The organism is Streptosporangiales bacterium (genome assembly GCA_009379825.1).
In the GTDB taxonomy this organism is placed as follows: Bacteria; Actinomycetota; Actinomycetes; order Streptosporangiales; family WHST01; genus WHST01.
Window position 1 is genome coordinate 1 of record WHTA01000064.1, and the last position, 16,487, is coordinate 16,487.

Consider the following 16,487-nt stretch of genomic DNA (forward strand, 5'->3'; position numbering starts at 1 on the left):
CCACGTGATCGTCGACCACCACATACAGTGCTGTCAGGAGGGTGTTCAGTTCTTTGGTCACACATCGATCTTGAACACCCTCCGCCCCACGTCTCCGCAGCCGCGCCGACCACACCCTTCAAGGAATCACTCATCTAGGAGGAGACCACGCCACTGTCAGGATTCTGGCACGTCCCCGTAGGCCGCTACCGGAACCTGTTCCGCGTGCTCGACACGGTCCATGGTCTGCGCTGCGTCCCGCGCCTCTTCCGCTTCACCTTCTGAGTCGGTCTCACAGCGCCCAGGGTGCGGGTTGACGCGCGCGGGCGGCGGCGATGCCCGCCTGGGCCTCGTCGGTCGCGAATGTTGCGGTCGATGCGTCGGCGGCGGCAAGCAGGGTGTCCAGGTCGGCGAAGGATGCGCGGTCGGCGAGTCTGCGCTTGGTGGCGGCGAGCGCCACCGGCGAGCACGACCGGAGCGCGTCGAGAACACCGCCGACGGCGGCGTCCAGCTCCCCCGGTTCGCTCACCTGGGAGAGCAGGCCCATCCGTTCGGCCTGCGCGGCGTCGAAGACCTCGGCGGTCAAGGCGTAGCGCCTGAGCAGCCACGGCGCCACCTCGCCGGTGATGGTCGCCAACGTCATCTCCGGGGTGAGGCCGAGGCGCGTCTCCGTCATGGAGAAGGTGGCGGACGCGTCCGCGATGGCGATGTCGCACGCCACCGCAAGCACGATGCCGCCGGCACGCGCGGCGCCGTTGACCCGCGCAACCATCGGCGCCGGGAGCTGTCGCATCGCGTGCACCAGATGCATCAACGGATGCCCGGCGGCCACCTGCCCGCCGGTACGCTCCCGCAGGTCCATGCCGGAGCAGAACGCGGGATCCGCGCCCGTGATCACCACGGCACGCACGCCAGGTGCCGCCGCCTCGACGCCGGCGAGCACGTCGGCCAGCTCGGCGAGCATCCGGCTCGACAACGCGTTCCGGGTCTTCGGCGCGTTCAAGGTGACCTGCAGGACGCCGTGGTCCCAGCTCACCTGCAGCGTCTCGTACGGCTTGACCAGCTCGTCGACGTTCATAGCCCGCGATCGACCTTGCGCCTGAACGTCCACATCTGCGCGGCCCGTTCCATCCGGGTCGCAGCGGCGACGTCGTAGTGCCCGCCCACCGTCTCGGCCCGAAGGCTCGGTGTCGCCAGCCTGGCAAGCTCGGGATCCCTGGCGGCGAACCGCGCCAGCTCCAGACACCGCTCCTCGACGGCGGCGTCGTCCAGCGACTCCCAGGCGAGCCCCAGCTCGACCGCCCGGTCGCCGTGTACGTCGCACCCGAACGCGGTCATCGCCGCCGCCGTACTCCGATTGGCCGCACGGCCGACGAGGGTGAAGTGCCCGCCGCCAGGGTGCAGGCCGATGCCGAAGAAGCCGGCGCGCAGGGTGGCGTCGGTCGCCATGATCCTGAGGTCCGCGGCCATCGCCAGGTTGACGCCCGCCCCCACCGAGTAGCCACGGACGGCCGCGATCGTCGGTGTCGCCAGCGTGTCGATCTTGGCGAACGTGTCGTAGACGAGACCGATGCCGGCGAACACTTCGGGTGCCGTCGGGTCGTTCCCCGCATCGACGAGGTCGGAACGATCGGCGCCGGCGCAGAGATGCCCGCCGGCGCCACGGATCACCGTCGCCCCGACGGCAGTGTTCTCGTTCACCTCGGTCAGCGCGTCGATGAGCTCACCGGCCATCGTCGCGTTCATCGCGTTCCTGCGTTCAGGCGCGTTCAGCGTCACCAGCGCCACACCGTCGGAGACGTCGAGGATCACTTCAGGCATCGGCACTCCCTACCGTGGAACGGTCGTCGGACGCGTGTACCACGCCGCGCTCCAGCCACTGCGATATCTGGTCTTCGGAGAAGCCGAACTCGGCGAGGACCTCCGCGGTGTGCTCGCCGAGACGCGGCGCATGCCGGATGCTCTTCGGATCCCGCTCGTGGTTGGAGAACTGCACGGGCATGCCGAGCGCACGCACCCGGCCCTCGCTCGGATGCTCGTGCTCGACGATGATGCCCGCCTCCGCGAGATAGTCGTCGGTGATCAGGTCGTCGACGTTACGCACCTCCATCGCGGGGCAGTCGAGCTCTCTGAACTGCTCCAGCCAGTACGTGGTCGGCTTGTCCGCCAACGTCGACTCCATCAGCGCGTACAGCTCGTCGATGTTGGCGGTACGTGCGCTGATGTCACAGAACCGCGGGTCGTCCACCAGCTCCGGCCGGCCGATCGAGCTGAAGAAGGCCCGCCAGTGGTTGTCGGTGTAGAGGAGCACGCTGATGTAGCCGTCGCTGGTCTGGTACGGCTTGCGGAACTTCGACGTGGTACGCGGGTAGATGGCCGGCCCCACCGGCGGCACGAACGCCTCACCGGCGAGCTGCTCGTGCAGCAGGAAGCTCACCATGCTCTCGTACATCGGCACCACGACCGACTGACCGCGGCCGGTACGTTCCCGCTCGTACAGCGCGGCCATCACCGCGTACATGGTGATCAGGGCGCAGGTCTTGTCCGCGAGGATCGTCGTCACGTACTGCGGCCGGCCCTGCCGATGGCTCTCCAGGTCCGCAAGTCCTGACGCCGCCTGGATCACGTCGTCGTACGCGGGCCGGCCGGCGTCCGGGCTGCCGGGGGCGAACCCGAACGACTCGGCCAGGACGATCTGCGGGTTGATCTCGGCGAGACGCTCGTACGCGAGACCGAGGGAGATCGCCGTCTCCTGCCGCATGTTGTGGATCACCACGTCCGCGTCGGCAACCATCCGGTCGATGATCGCCCGTCCTTCGTCGGACTTGAGATCGACGACGATGCCGCGCTTGCCGACGTTGATGGTCATGTACGTCGCCGACATGCCAGGGGTTTTCGCCATGCCGACACCGCGCACGGTGTCGCCGCGTCGCGACTCCACCTTGATGATGTCTGCGCCCATCTGGGCCATCATCATCGTGCAGTACGGACCGAGGAACGTCGTGGTGAAGTCAAGTACTCGGATGCCGTCCAGCGGACCCACGGAGTTCTCCTTCCTGTCGGCGGCAGCGGGACTCGTGACCATGGCTCACCCACCACCTGGTGGTTGTGGCGCCGCCGTCAGTTCGTCACGGAAGCGCGGGTGCGCGATGTTGACGAGTCGTTCACGTCGCTCCGCCAGGGTGAGTCCACGTAGCTCGGCGACCCCGAACTCGGTGACGACGGCGTCGACCTCGCATCGTGCAGTGGTCGTGACCCCGGCCGCCGGCTGCGCGACGATGCGGGAGATGTCGCCCGTACGGTTCGTCGCCGGTAGCGCGATGATCGAGCGCCCGCCGGCGGACGCAGCGGCACCGCGGACGTAGTCGACCTGACCGCCGACCCCGCCTAGGTACCTGTCGCCCGCGACCTCACTGTTGACCTGGCCGGTGAGGTCCACCTCCACGGCGGAGTTGACCGACACCAGCCGGTCGATACCGGCCAGCACCGTGTGGCCGTGGGTGACTGGCACAGGGCGCATCCAGATGGACTCGTCCGCCGCCATCGCGTCGTACAGCTGACGGGTACCGAAGGCGGCGCCGACCACCGACTTGCCCACGTACTCCGCCTTGTGCTCGTTGGTCACCGCACCGCTGTCATGCAGTGCCAGCAGCTCGTCCGTCAGCAGACCGCTGTGGATGCCGAGCCGCTTGCGGCCGTGCAGCTCACGCAGGATCGCGTCGGGGATGGACCCGATGCCCACCTGGATACAGCTGTCGTCACCGATCAGCTCCGCCGCCAGCTTGCCGATCCGGCTGGCCTGCTCCGTCTCCTTCGCCGGCGGCACCTCCATCAGCGGCGTGTCGACGTACTCGTACGCATCGACCTCGTCGAGCGCTACCGTCGTGGACCCATGCGTGTACGGCATCTGCGTGTTCACCTGGGCGAGCGTCACCCGCGCCTGCGCCATCGCCGCCTGCAGGTAGTCGTCCACGATGCCGATCGAGTGCCGGCCGTCACGCGACTCCGCGCTCAGCTGTATCAGTACGACGTCCGGCTTCAGCCGTTCCTCGAACAGCGCAGGGATCTGCGAGATGTGGCACGGCACCACCGCGCACCGTCCGGCGGAGACGAGCCGATGTGCCTGGCCCAGCCCACCTATCGCGATCAGCGACAGCTGCGTCGACGAGCTGAACGTGTCGCTGAACACGGTGCCGAGGAAGACGCGGGCCTTCGGCAGCTGGTGCTCTTCTGCCACCAGCCGCCGGGTCAGGTCCAACGGTTCTGCGGTCCCCTGCGGAACGACGATCAGGTCGTTCTCTCGGATATGCGCGGTGAGATCGATCATTTCGTAGCCAGCACCCCCGGAAGCCAGGTCGCCAAGGACGGGAACAGGAACATCACGACGATGAGCAGCAGCTCGACGACGATGAACGGCGTGACCCCACGGAACACTTCACCGAGCCGGACGTTGGGTGCCGCCCCCGCCGCCACGTACACGTTCAGGCCGACGGGCGGGGAGATGAGGCCGATCTCGCCCAGCTTGATGACCAGGATGCCGAACCAGATCGGGTCGTAGCCCAGGCTGGTGATCAACGGGAACGTGATCGGCAGCGTGACCACCAGGATCGCGATCTGGTCCATGAACGTGCCGAGCACCAGATAGAGCAGCACGATCAGTGCCATCACTATCAGGGTGGGGAAGCCGGACGACTCGATCGCCGACACGATCGTGGGCGCGACCCGAGTGGTGGTGAGGAAGTAGCCGAAGATGCTGGCGAACATGACGATCGAGATGATCATCGTGGTCGACTCGGCCGTTCGTACGAGGGCGCGCCAGATGCCCTTCGCCCGCAACCCGCCGAACAGCACGCTGAGCACGAGCGCACCGGCCGCACCGAACGCACCGGCCTCGGTCGGGGTCACCAGGCCGCCGTAGATCCCACCGAGGACGAGAGCGATGAGTACGACCGTCGGCCACACCTTCGAGAGTGCACGCAGTTTGGCCGTGATCGACATCCGGTCCGGTCGGCCGGGAGCGAGCTCAGGATTCGTCCGGACCCTGAGGTAGATGACCGCGACGTAGGCGAAGACGGTCAGCACGCCGGGGAGCGCGCCTGCCGTGAAGAGATCGCCGATCGCGGTCTCGGTGGTGATGCCGTAGATGATCAGCGCCACGCTCGGCGGGATGATCGACGCGAGCGTGCCTGCGGCAGCGATCGAACCGACGCTAAGCCGGTCCTTGTAGCCGTACTCCCGCATGTGTGGCACACCGACCGCGGAGAACGTCGCGGCGGTCGCGGTGCTCGATCCGGTCATGGCACCCATGCCGCCGGACGCGACCGTGGTCGCGATCGCGAGACCGCCGCGTATCCTCCCCAGCCAGGCGAACATCGCGCTGTACAGGTCTTTGGCTATTCGGCCACCGGCGAGGAACTCCGCCATCAGGAGGAACGTCGGCACCGTGGTCAACAGGAAGCCCGTGCCGGTGCGGTACGGCACGGTAGCGACCATCGACATGGTCGAGTCCCAGCCGATGCTCAGCGTGAGGCCGAGGATCCCGGACAACCCGAGCGAGAACGAGACGGGCACCCCGATCGCCAACAGCGCGAAGAGCACCAAGAACGGCAGCACTAGTTCCACTGTCTGCCTCCTACTCGCTCACGCCGTCGGTTGGATCGTCACCATGGGACTCGCCACGTCCCTTGATGATCTGGACCATCAGGCGCAGGACCATCAACGCGGCACCCAACACGACGATGGCTCGCGAAGGCCCGGTGGGCAGCGACGGTTCTTCGACCGTCCAGAGGCTCCACTGGTCACGCGCCAAGGTGAAGGACGTCATCAGCACCAAGACGAAGAGGAACAATCCCAGCAGGTCGATGAACCGGTCGAGGACCGCCGACGTCCGCCTGCCGAAACGGCGGTGCAGGATGTCGACGGCCACGTGCTTGCGGTTCCGCTGCGCCACCGCCCAGGTGAGGAACACCACTGCGGGCATGAAGAACAGCTCGCTCATGTCTGCGGCACCCGGTAGGGCGGCACCGAATGCGTACCGCCCCACCGCGTCGGCCGTGACCACGCCCACCAGCAGCAGCAGTGCGATGGCGGCCAGCACCAGAGTGATGTTCTCGATCACCCTGAGCGGGCTCGTGCTCTTCCAGTCACGGCGTGCTTCTGACATCGTCACACCTCTCGGCAGCTCGCAAGCAAGGGTGCCAACTTCATTGCTCGCTGGTGAGCTTCTTCATCTCGGCAAGAATGTCCTTGCCGGGCAGGCCGCGCTTCTCCATGTCCTTGACCCACGCCTGCCGCACGGTGTCTGAGACCTCGTCGAACTTCGCCGCTTCGGCTTCCGAGACCTCGGTGAGCTCCATGCCGTCCTTCTCGAAGGCCTTCAGCTGCTTCTGCTTGTCGGCCTCCAGTGCCCTGCCGCCGGCGAGCGAGACCTTCTTGCCTTCCTCGATCATGATCTTCTGCAGATCCTCGGGCAGCTCCGCCCACTTGTCCTGGTTGATGGCGTAGTAGGCGCCGAAGCCACCGAGCGACAGGTTGGTCGTGCAGTACTTGACGACCTTGTCCAACCCGTACGGCTTCATGCTCTCCGCACTGATGAAGAGGCTGTCGACGGTCTTGCGCTCCACCGCCTGGTACATCTCAGGCGCCGCAAGCGACACCGGCACCGCGTTCAGTTCCTTGGCGGTCAGCTCCATGTGGCCGCCGGAAGTGCGCACCCGCAGCCCCTTCATGTCCGCCGTCGAGCTGACCTTCTTCTCCGCCGTAGCCACCTGGTAGGCACCCGTCACGAAACTCAACAGCGGGTTCAGCTTGTTCTTCTTGATCTCCTCCTGGTACAGCTTGCCGCGCATGAGCTCGTAGAAGGCCGGCGCACCACTCACGGAGTCCTCGTAGACACCGGGCAGTCCAGCGATCCCGCCGAGCGGCATCTTCTCGCTGTAGTACTGCGGCGCGATGTAGGCGATGTCCGCCACGCCGCCCTTCACCATTTCGGCCATGTCCTCGGCCTTACCGAGCTGTTCCGCAGGGAAGTACTCGAAGTCGATCCGTCCCTTGGACGCCTTCTCGACTGCCTTCATGTACTTGACCGGGAGGTTCTTCGCGATCACGTGGCTCTTCGGGAAAGAGTCGGCCACCTTGAACGTGAACTCCGCCGAGTCGCCCCCGCTACCTGACCCGCAACCCGCGAGCACTAGCACCATGCTCAGCACTGTGCCGTTGACGAGTGCTGTTATCGAACGACCGGACATCGTTGTCTTCCTCTCGTACAGCCAGCGGACTAGCTACCGCTCCACTGGGGGGCTCGCTTCTCCCTGAAGGCCGACGGGCCTTCCTGGGCATCTCTGCTCCGGTAGACCGGCTCCCACAACGCATCGGCCTCGCGATACGCCTGTTCGTGGGCGGCGGCCATCGCCAGATGCACCGTGCGCCGTGCGGCTGCCACCGACAGCGGCGCGTTCCTCGCAATCTGTTCCCCCATCGCCTGGGCCGTATCGTTCAGCTCGTCGTACGGCATCACGCGGTTGACGAAGCCCAGTTCGTACGCCCGCTGCGCATCGACGGGATCGCCGGTGAGCAGGATCTCCATCGCCACGCGCGGCGCCACCAACCACGGCAGCGGAACCGCCCACGGCGCACCGCGGCCCACCTTGACCTCGGTCACCGCGAACCGCGCGTGGTCGGCCGCGATGCAGAGGTCACATCCTTGTGCGAGCAGGAAACCGCCGGCGAACGCCACGCCGTTTACCGCGGCGATCGTCGGCTTGCTCACTTCGACGTTCCTGCCTGGGATCGGCACGTAGTCGCTGGCCGGCACCGCTAGCTCCTGCTCGGCCATCTCCTTCAGGTCGCCGCCCGCCGAGAACGCCCTGTCACCCGTCCCCGTGAGGACGAGCACGGCCGCGTTCGCGTCGTCCTCGAACCTGCGCATGCCCGCCATCAGGCCCTCGCGCACCGCCTGGTTGAGCGCGTTGCGCGCGTCGGGGCGGTCGATGGTCAGCCAGGCGACAGGGCCGACCTTCGTGTACGTCACCGGTTCCGTCATCGGCATCCTCAGTACGACTTCGGCAGCTGCAGGACGTGGTTGGAGACGTAGTTGAGCACCATCTCCTGGCTCACCGGCGCCAGCCGCATCAGGCGCGCCTCGCGGAAGTAGCGCTCTACGTTGTACTCCTTCGCATAGCCCATGCCGCCGTGCGTCTGGATGGCTTGGTCGGACGCCTGGAACGCGGCGTCGGCACAGAGGAACTTGGCCATGTTCGCCTCGGCGCCACACGGCTGGCCGCGGTCGTAGAGCCAGGCCGCCTTGCGTGCGATCAGGCCGGCGGACTCCAACCGCATGTACGCTTCCGCCAGCGGGAAGGCGACGCCCTGGTTCTGGCCGATCGGACGGTCGAAGACGATGCGCTCGTTCGCGTACGTCGCCGCCTTGTTCAACGCCGCATGGCCGATGCCGTACGACTCGTGGGCGAGCAGGATCCGCTCCGGGTTGAGCCCGTCTAGCAGGTACCTGAAGCCCTTCCCCTCTTCACCGATCCTGGCCGACTCCGGCACCTCGAGGTCGTCGATGAAGACCTGGTAGCTCTGTGCGGCGTTCCTGCCCATCTTCGGGATGACCTGCATCTCGATGTTCGGCGAGTCGAGGTCGATGAGGAACAGGCTGATGCCGTCGGTCGGCTTCGTCACGTCTTCGCGCTTCGTGGTGCGGCAGACCAACACCATCTTCTGCGACTGCGCGGCCTTCGTGATCCAGACCTTGCGGCCGCTGATCACGTACCCGTCGCCGGTTCTACGCGCGAACGTGCTGATCCGCGTGGTGTCGGTGCCCGCGTCCGGCTCGGTGACGGCGAAGCAGACGTGCAGCGAACCGTCCGCGGCCTTCGGCAGGATCTCCGCGCGCAGCTCCTCCGACCCGTGCTTCACGATCGTGTTGAGGCCGAAGATGGTGAGGTGCAACGGGCTGCAGCCGTTCATCGCCGCCCCGGACCGCGCGATCTCCTCCAGCAGCAGCGCGGCCTCGGTGATCCCCAGTCCGCCGCCGCCGTACTCCTCGGGGATGGCGATGCCGAGCCAGCCGGCGTCGGCGAACGCGTTGTAGAAGTCCCACGGGAACTCGTGGCTGTCGTCGATCTGTTGCCAGTACTCGTCGGAGAAGCGCGCCGCGAGTTCGCGTACGGCCGACCTGATGCTCTGCTGATCCTCGGTGAGCTCGAAATCCATCATTCTCCCGTTCGCATCAGGATGTTCTTCGCCTGCGTGTAGAGCGGGCCGTCGACCATCTGTCCCTGGTACTGGAAGACGCCGGACCCGTGCTCTTCCACCGCGGCCATCAGGCCCTTCGCCCACTCCACCTGTTCCGGTGTCGGCGCGAACGCCGCCTTGACCACCGACACCTGGCTCGGGTGGATGCAGCCCTTGGCCGCGAACCCCACGGCACACGCTTCTTCGCACTCCGCGCGCAGACCGGCCTGGTCGTCGATCTTCAGGTAGACCGGGTGGATGGCCAGCTTCCCCGACGCCGCCGCGGCGAACAGCACCTCGGCCTTGGCGTACTCCATCGCCGGGTAGTAGCGACCTGAGCTGTCGCGGCTCGCCTGCCCACCGAGGTCCGCGGTGAGGTCCTCGGCGCCGAAGAACAACCCAACGCAGTTCTCTGCCGCCGCGATCGCGCGTGCGTTGACGATGCCCGCCACCGTCTCGCACAACGCGACGACGGCGAGGTCCGACAGCGCTCTCACGTCGGCTGCCGAGCCGACCTTCGGCAACAACACCCGGGACGCACCGACGGCTCGCAGCATCGCCACATCGTCGGCGGACCACTGCGTGTCGCTGCCGTTGACACGTACGACGAAGCGGTCCGGATCGTCGCGCAGCGCCTCACGCACGGTCTCCCGCGCGGCCGCCTTCTCGCCCGGCGACACCGCGTCCTCGAGGTCGACGAAGACCGTGTCCGCGACGGCCAGCGCCTTGTCGTACCTGTCCGGCCTGTCGGCCGGACAGAAGAGCAGTGCGGGCCCGGCGAGCCCGCTAGTCATCGGTGTCCTCAGGCAGCCGCTTCATCATGGCGGTGCGTTCCGCGACCGCCACGAGCTCGTCGCGCTGGTTGTACCCCTCGTGCCGGAAGACGACGATGCCGACCTCAGGCCGCGACTTGGACAGCCGCTTGTCGATCACCGTGGTCCGCGCGTAGAGGGTGTCGCCGACGAACACCGGACGCGGGAAGTCGACCCGGCTGAACCCCAGGTTGGCGACGGTGGTGGTCTGGGTGAGCTGCGGGATGCTCAACCCCACCAGGGTGGACAGGGTGAACAGGCTGTTCACCAGGCGCTCGCCGAACTCCGTCTTCGCGCTCTCGGCCGCGTCCAGGTGTATCGACGCGGGGTTCATGGTGAGGGTCGAGAAGAACGTGTTGTCCGCTTCCGAGATTGTCCGACCAGGTGAGTGGACGTACACCGCGTCCTGGTCGAGCTCCTCGAAGTACCGACCTCGCTGTCTGACTTCCACGTATACCTCCATACGCGGGACTTCGGTGAGTGCGACAGTAAGACTTCACCCCCGCCAGGTCAACACCTCCCGCAATTTCGTCGGACAATCGCTCGATGTGTGGACGGCCGGCTCCTGGGAGCACTCCCGTACGCAGAATCGCCTGCTGATACGCGTAACTACGGCGCGTAGCGCTGACGCGCTTCAACGTTTCACCTTGCCAAATCTTGACGTGAGATTCGTGGTCGGACAATCTAGAGCCCTAGGATGCATGCTGGGCTTCCACGAGCGGGGAGGAGGTGACTGGTGCCGAGTTCGCCGACGGGGGCCATCACGCTGTCCGGCAAGAACGCCGAGCCCGTGCGACAGCAGGTGCTGGACGCGTTGCGCGACGCGATCCTCGACCTGCGCTTCGAGCCCGGACACCGGCTGGTGGAACGCGAGCTGATGGAGCAGCTGTCCGTCTCCCGGGCAACCGTCCGTGAGGTGTTGCGTGATCTTGCCTCGGAAGGGCTCGTCACCATCGCGCCCAACCGCGGTGCCGTAGTCACGGCGCCGACGCTCGCCGAGGCGAGCGACATCTACGAGGCGCGCGGCGCCATCGAGGGCCTGCTCGTGAAGCTGTTCACCGAGCGTGCCGTGAAGTCGCAGATGATCAAGCTGGAAGCGGCCATCGAGGAGTTCGCGGAGGCCGCTGAGGAGTCCAGCGACGACCCCGCGCGCCTGCTCCGGGTGAAGGACGAGTTCATCGAGCTGATCTTCACCGGCGCCCACAGCACTGTCCTACAACAGTTGGCCGAGAGTCTTCGCGGACGCGTCCGGTTGCTGCGGATAAAGGCCATCTCCATGCGCGACCCGACGAACAGCGTGGCCGAACTGCGGGAGATCCTGGTGGCCATCCGCGCCGGCGAAGCCGAGCAGGCCGCCCAGCTGTACGCGAAGCACGTACTGGGTTCCCGGGCCCGGGCCTTCGCCGCCCTCGATGACAGCGAGAGCTAGCCAGCATTTCCCACAATCCGGCATGGTGAGTGCTTAGGGTGAGCGCGGCCGCTCACCGGCGACGGATTGTCTGCGTTCCACGAGTACGTCACCCCCGTACGGGTTCGGGCGTACAGTCACTGCATCCAGCGCAGGGCGCGCGCTCGCTGCCGCGCGACCCGGAGACCGACCGGTACTGGGTCACGGGCGAGGTGGCGGGCACCGCCCTCGACTCGAACGACCACCTCTTCACCATCAACCGACGCAACCTCACCAACACCGAGGCGCGTATCGCGTCACCCTCCCCCCGCGTTCGTCGTGTACGACCCGGACGGCCGGGTGGCCAACTCCGCTACTCCGCCCGTGCTCCCCGACGGCGTGCACGGGTGCTTCGTGGATCATGACGACAACGTCTGGATCGGCGGCAACGGCGACGCGATCGTGCAGAAGTACAGCCACGACCTCGGCACCCTGCTGCTGCAGATCGGCGAGAAGGGCCAGTTCGACACCGACGACGGGACGATCGACGGCGAACCCAACAACAGCAGCCACACGCTGTTGAACCGTCCTGCGGACATCGCCGTGGATCCCGACAACGACCACGTCTACATCGCGGACGGTTACGGCAACCGCCGGGTGGTGGTCTTCGACAAGGACGGCGACTTCCTGCGGCAGTGGGTGTGCAGGACGCTCGCCGACGCCGAGACGGGCGAGCCCGGCAGGTTCTTCCAGGTCGTGCACGGCGTCAACATCGGCAACGACGGCCTGGTATGCGTCAACGACCGCAAGGGTGACCGCATCCAGGTCTTCGAGAAGGACGGCGCCTTCGTACGGAACATCTGGATCAACAGAGGCTTCCTGCTCGACGACCCGAACAGCCCGGGCACCTCGTGGGACATCGCCTTCTCCAAGGGCCGCGACCAGCGCCTGCTCTACGTCACCGACGGCGAGGAACAACTGCTCTGGACCGTCAACCACGCGGATGGCGAGACGCTGGACTCGTACGGCGTGCCCGGTCACCTGGCCGGCGAGACGATCGGCGGCCGCCGGGTGCAGAAGTTCGAGGTGGTCGGACGCGGCAAATGACACCGCAGCTGTCGGTGGGCGGCGCTATGGTCGCGCAATGAGCGAAGAGAAGGCCAGCGGATCCCGAAGATCAGCAGACCAGCGAACGACGCCCTGCTGCGCGCCGGGTACACCAGCCTCGGACAACTGGCCGGTGTCCCCGCCGCCGACCTGCTGCAACTACATGGCCTCGGCCCAAGGGGAATCCGCATCCTCCAAGCCGCCCTGGAGGAACGCGGCCTCACCCTGACCTGAAGCTCCGACCCACTGGCGAGCCTTGCCGGCACCGGCAGCCGGTGCGCAGCGGCGGGCTGGCTGGCGGTGTGTGTGCCAGGGCGGCGCGGCCTCGCCGGCTAGCTGGCGGCGCGGTCCAGGGCGCGGCGGGTGAGGAGGCGGGCCAGGTGCTTGCGGTACTCGACCCCGGCGTGCATGTCGGCTACGGGCGACGTGTCCTCGGCGGCCAGGTCTGCGGCCGCGCGGGTGTCCGCGCCGTCGGCCAGGGCGCGTTCTGTTGCCGTGGCGCGCAGCGGGGTGCCGCCCATGTTCGCCAGCGCGACTCGGCCGTCAACTGCGGCGGCGGCTACGATCGCCCAGTCGTTGCTGCGGCGGACGAACTTCTCGTACGCCCACCCGACGCCGGCTGCGCGCGGCACGCGGATCTCCACCAGCAGCTCGTCCGGCTCGAGCGCTGTCTCCAGGAAGCCGACGAAGAAGTCGGCCGCGTCGATCTCCCTGGTGCCGTTGGGGCCGCGGACGACCAGCACCGCGCCCGTCGCCAACACCGCCGTCGGCAGGTCGGACGCCGGGTCGCCGTGCGAGATGGAGCCACCGATGGTGCCGCGGTGCCGCACCTGCGGGTCACCGACCAGTCCGGCCGCGTGCGCGATCAACGGGGCTTCGGTCTGCAGGACGCCGGAGTCGGTCAGCTCGCAGTGCCGGGTCAGCGCACCGATCGCGACGGCGTCGCCGTCGACGCGTACGTACGAGAGCTCGGTGAGCCGGCCGACGTCGATGAGCACCTCGGGCGTCGCCAACCGGAACTTCATCAGCGGCAGCAGCGAGTGCCCGCCGGCGAGCAGCTTCGCGTCGTCACCGTGCTCGGCGAGCAGCTGGAGTGCGCCGTCGGCCGTCTCCGGTCGCTCGTAGTCGAACGACATCGGGATCATGCGTTCGCCCCATCCTCGTCGAGCGTGCCCGCCGCACGGCGTACGGCGCGGACGATGTTGTGGTATCCCGTACAGCGGCAGAGGTTGCCCTCGAGCGCCAACCGGATCTCCTCCTCGGTCGGCTTCGGGTTCTCGCTCAGCAGGCCGACCGACGCCATCACCATGCCGGGCGTGCAGAACCCGCACTGCAACGCGTGTTCCTCACGGAACGCCTGCTGCATCGAGTGCATCGAGCCGTCGGACTCGGCGAGCCCCTCCACGGTGGTGACCTCACGGCCGTCCGCCTGCGCGGCGAGTGTCGTGCACGACTTCACCGACTCGCCATCGACGAGCACCGTGCACGCGCCACATGACGACGAGTCGCAGCCGACGTTGGTCGCCTTCAGCCCACGCACCTCGCGCAAGTAGTGCACGAGCAGCAGCCGCGGCTCGACCTCGTCGACGTAGCGAGTGCCGTTTACCCCGACGTCGACCCTCATGCGTTCCCTTCCCCTGCAGCCGTCACCGCTGACCAGACCCGTTCAGGTGTCAACGGCATGTCCACGTGCCGTACGCCGAGATGCGCCAGTGCGTCCACGACGGCGTTCTGCACCGCCGGCGTGCTGCCGATGGTGGCGGCCTCGCCGATACCCTTCGCGCCGAGCGGGTTGTACGACGTCGGCGTCTCCATGGTCAGCAGCTCGAAGCTGGGCAGCTCCGTCGCCGAGACGATGGGATAGTCGGCGAACGTCGTCGTCTGCGGGTTGCCGTCCTCGTCGTACAGCACCTCTTCGAACAGCGCCTGTGCCACGCCCTGGGCGAGACCGCCGTGGCGCTGACCGTCGAACAGCAGCGGGTTGAGTACGGTGCCCGCGTCGTCCACGGTGACCAGCCGGCGCAGCACGACCTTGCCAGACTCGGTGTCGACCTCCACGGCCGCGAGGTGCGCCCCGAACGGGTACGTGGGTCCAGGCGCTGCGAACACGCCCTCCGCGCGCAGCTCCTCCTTCGCCGCCAGGTCGGCGAACGACACCGACGTCCCCGGCGTACCGACGACGCCGAGCCCTGCGTTCTCGGTGTCGACGACCAGGTCGTCCGGGTTGGCCTCGAGCAGCGCCGCGGCGCGTTCCTTGGCCAGCTCCACCAGCTGCTGCGTCGTGGTGAAGACCGCGGAACCGCCGAGCTGCAGGCTGCGCGACCCGCCGGTGCCACCACCCTTCGGGATCAGGTCGGTGTCGCCGTGCTTGACGGTGACCTTCTCCAGCGGGATGCCCGTCTGCTCGCTCACCAGCATCGCCCAGGCGGTCGCGTGCCCCTGGCCGTGCGGCGACGTACCGGTCAGCACCGTTGCGCTGCCGTCGGCGTGGATCTCCACTGTCGCGTTCTCGTCGTCGCCGCTGGCCTCCAGGCCGCCGCCGGTGATCTCGACGTACGTCGACATGCCGAGGCCGAGCTGTACGACGTCGCCGCGGTCCCTGCGTTGCTGTTGTTCCCTGCGGAGGTCCTCGTAGCCGGCACCCGCGAGCACCTTGTCGAGCGCCGCCGCGTACTCACCGCTGTCGTACAGCGCACCCATCGAGGTACGGAACGGGAACTTGTCGGGGGCGACGACGTTCTTCCGCCGCACGTCCGCGGGATCCATGCCGATCTCCGCGGCGAAGAGGTCCATCGCGCGCTCGACGGCCGCCGTCGCCTCCGGCCGGCCGGCGCCGCGGAACGCGGCGACAGGCGCGGTGTTCGTGGCAACGCTGCGCGCGTTCGCCTCCACCTTCGCGATGTCGTACACGCCGGGCGCCATCAGCGCGGTCAGCGAGGCGAGCACGCTGGCCATGCCACCGCAGCCGGAGTCCTGTAGGACGTCCAGGCGGTACGCCTGCACGGTGCCGTCGCGGCGGCCGCCGATCGTGACCGTCTGGATCTGGCCACGCCCCTGCGGCATGGCCAACAGGTTCTCCGAGCGGGTCTCGACCCAGCGCACCGGCCGGTCGAGCCGCTTCGCCAGCCACGGGACGAGCAGGTGCTCAGCGTCCGGGAAGATCTTCGCGCCGAAGCCACCACCGACCTCAGGGGTGACCACGTGCACCTGGTCCTCGTCCTGCTTCAGGACGCGGACGATCGTGGACTTGAACCCCTGCGCGCCCTGGCTGGGCGCCCAGACGACGAGACGTCCGTCGGCACCGGCAGCCGCCGCCATCGCCCGTACCTCCAACGGCACGGCGGCGACGCGCTGGTTGATGACCTCCTGCGTTACGACGACCTCGCAGTCGTCGAACATCGTCGGGTCCGACTCGCGGTCGGAGGTGTACGTGGTGTTGGTGCCTGCGTCAGGGAAGAGCAGCACCTCGTCCTTGGCCGCCTCCCGCGGATCGACCACGGCGGGCAGCGGCTCGATGTCCACGCCGACCAGCTCGGCCGCGTCCTCACCCTGGTAACGCTCCTGGGTGACGACGGCCGCGACCGGCTCGCCGACGAACCGCACCACGTCGGCGGCGAGGATGCTGCGCCGCATCTGCTTCCCCTGCGCGCTACCCGGTGGCGGCGGCAACAGACCGACGCCTTCGAGGTCCTCGGCGGTCACCACGTCGACGACGCCTTCGGCGGCCAACGCCGCCGTCTTGTCTATCGAGACGATCCGACCATGCGCCACCGGTGACCGAACGAACGTCACGTAAACGGCGCCGGTGAGCCGGTCGTCGACGATGTCGTCGGTGTAGACGGCTCCCCTGGTGAGGAAGGACGGATCTTCTGTACGTAGAACTCTCGTACCCAGAATGCTCGTACCCGCAGCCATGTTCGAAACCGTACGCCAGACGCTACGTCGACGTCGAGGCAGCTCGGCCG

General features: G+C 67.6%; 17 protein-coding genes. 3 read left to right on the forward strand and 14 right to left on the reverse strand.

Annotation, left to right across the window (positions count from 1 at the left end):
- Nucleotides 1-271 precede the first annotated feature (271 nt).
- Genes GEV07_23595 through GEV07_23645 form a run of 11 tightly spaced genes read right to left on the reverse strand, consistent with a single transcriptional unit; the run spans nucleotide 272 to nucleotide 10,491 of the window.
- Nucleotides 272-1,057: an enoyl-CoA hydratase gene (locus GEV07_23595; GenBank protein ID MQA05574.1), complete on the reverse strand. Its 786-nt coding sequence runs from the start codon at nucleotides 1,055-1,057 to the stop codon at nucleotides 272-274.
- Complete coding sequence (locus tag GEV07_23600) at nucleotides 1,054-1,800, reverse strand: enoyl-CoA hydratase/isomerase family protein (protein MQA05575.1); 747 nt, start codon at nucleotides 1,798-1,800, stop codon at nucleotides 1,054-1,056. Before GEV07_23600 ends, GEV07_23595 begins: the two co-directional genes overlap by 4 nt.
- The gene (locus GEV07_23605) at nucleotides 1,793-3,064 is read right to left on the reverse strand and encodes a CoA transferase (GenBank protein ID MQA05576.1); all 1,272 of its coding nucleotides are present in this window, start codon (nucleotides 3,062-3,064) and stop codon (nucleotides 1,793-1,795) included. The genes GEV07_23600 and GEV07_23605 overlap by 8 nt, the downstream gene beginning before the upstream one ends.
- Nucleotides 3,065-3,067: 3 nt before the next feature.
- On the reverse strand, nucleotides 3,068-4,306 hold the full coding sequence (locus tag GEV07_23610) for a hypothetical protein (GenBank protein ID MQA05577.1): 1,239 nt from the start codon (nucleotides 4,304-4,306) through the stop codon (nucleotides 3,068-3,070).
- Nucleotides 4,303-5,601, reverse strand: a complete 1,299-nt coding sequence (locus GEV07_23615; protein MQA05578.1) for a TRAP transporter large permease subunit — start codon at nucleotides 5,599-5,601, stop codon at nucleotides 4,303-4,305. The genes GEV07_23610 and GEV07_23615 overlap by 4 nt, the downstream gene beginning before the upstream one ends.
- A gap of 10 nt (nucleotides 5,602-5,611) precedes the next feature.
- Entirely contained in the window at nucleotides 5,612-6,142 is a 531-nt protein-coding gene (locus GEV07_23620) for a TRAP transporter small permease subunit (protein MQA05579.1), read from the reverse strand.
- Nucleotides 6,143-6,182: 40 nt separating this feature from the next.
- Nucleotides 6,183-7,226 (reverse strand): hypothetical protein, encoded by a 1,044-nt coding sequence (locus tag GEV07_23625; GenBank protein MQA05580.1) that lies wholly within the window; start codon nucleotides 7,224-7,226, stop codon nucleotides 6,183-6,185.
- Between the two features lie 29 nt (nucleotides 7,227-7,255).
- Nucleotides 7,256-8,020: an enoyl-CoA hydratase/isomerase family protein gene (locus GEV07_23630; protein MQA05581.1), complete on the reverse strand. Its 765-nt coding sequence runs from the start codon at nucleotides 8,018-8,020 to the stop codon at nucleotides 7,256-7,258.
- 8 nt (nucleotides 8,021-8,028) lie between these two features.
- On the reverse strand, nucleotides 8,029-9,195 hold the full coding sequence (locus GEV07_23635) for an acyl-CoA dehydrogenase (protein MQA05582.1): 1,167 nt from the start codon (nucleotides 9,193-9,195) through the stop codon (nucleotides 8,029-8,031).
- Nucleotides 9,195-10,010, reverse strand: a complete 816-nt coding sequence (locus GEV07_23640; GenBank protein ID MQA05583.1) for a CoA ester lyase — start codon at nucleotides 10,008-10,010, stop codon at nucleotides 9,195-9,197. Before GEV07_23640 ends, GEV07_23635 begins: the two co-directional genes overlap by 1 nt.
- Nucleotides 10,003-10,491, reverse strand: a complete 489-nt coding sequence (locus tag GEV07_23645) for a MaoC family dehydratase (GenBank protein MQA05584.1) — start codon at nucleotides 10,489-10,491, stop codon at nucleotides 10,003-10,005. The genes GEV07_23640 and GEV07_23645 overlap by 8 nt, the downstream gene beginning before the upstream one ends.
- A 270-nt stretch (nucleotides 10,492-10,761) precedes the next feature.
- Between GEV07_23645 and GEV07_23650 the strand changes: the two genes are divergently transcribed.
- The 3 genes from GEV07_23650 (at nucleotide 10,762) to GEV07_23660 (ending at nucleotide 12,756) form a co-directional block, all read left to right on the forward strand.
- Entirely contained in the window at nucleotides 10,762-11,457 is a 696-nt protein-coding gene (locus GEV07_23650; GenBank protein MQA05585.1) for a GntR family transcriptional regulator, read from the forward strand.
- A 297-nt stretch (nucleotides 11,458-11,754) separates the two neighbouring features.
- Nucleotides 11,755-12,522, forward strand: a complete 768-nt coding sequence (locus GEV07_23655; GenBank protein ID MQA05586.1) for a hypothetical protein — start codon at nucleotides 11,755-11,757, stop codon at nucleotides 12,520-12,522.
- A gap of 60 nt (nucleotides 12,523-12,582) precedes the next feature.
- Nucleotides 12,583-12,756 (forward strand): DNA-binding protein, encoded by a 174-nt coding sequence (locus GEV07_23660; GenBank protein MQA05587.1) that lies wholly within the window; start codon nucleotides 12,583-12,585, stop codon nucleotides 12,754-12,756.
- Nucleotides 12,757-12,854: 98 nt separating this feature from the next.
- On the opposite strand, the gene GEV07_23665 is transcribed toward GEV07_23660, so the two are convergent.
- Genes GEV07_23665 through GEV07_23675 form a run of 3 tightly spaced genes read right to left on the reverse strand, consistent with a single transcriptional unit; the run spans nucleotide 12,855 to nucleotide 16,437 of the window.
- Nucleotides 12,855-13,667, reverse strand: a complete 813-nt coding sequence (locus GEV07_23665) for a xanthine dehydrogenase family protein subunit M (GenBank protein ID MQA05588.1) — start codon at nucleotides 13,665-13,667, stop codon at nucleotides 12,855-12,857.
- Nucleotides 13,664-14,146: a 2Fe-2S iron-sulfur cluster binding domain-containing protein gene (locus tag GEV07_23670; GenBank protein ID MQA05589.1), complete on the reverse strand. Its 483-nt coding sequence runs from the start codon at nucleotides 14,144-14,146 to the stop codon at nucleotides 13,664-13,666. Before GEV07_23670 ends, GEV07_23665 begins: the two co-directional genes overlap by 4 nt.
- The gene (locus GEV07_23675) at nucleotides 14,143-16,437 is read right to left on the reverse strand and encodes a molybdopterin-dependent oxidoreductase (protein MQA05590.1); all 2,295 of its coding nucleotides are present in this window, start codon (nucleotides 16,435-16,437) and stop codon (nucleotides 14,143-14,145) included. The genes GEV07_23670 and GEV07_23675 overlap by 4 nt, the downstream gene beginning before the upstream one ends.
- Nucleotides 16,438-16,487 lie beyond the last annotated feature (50 nt).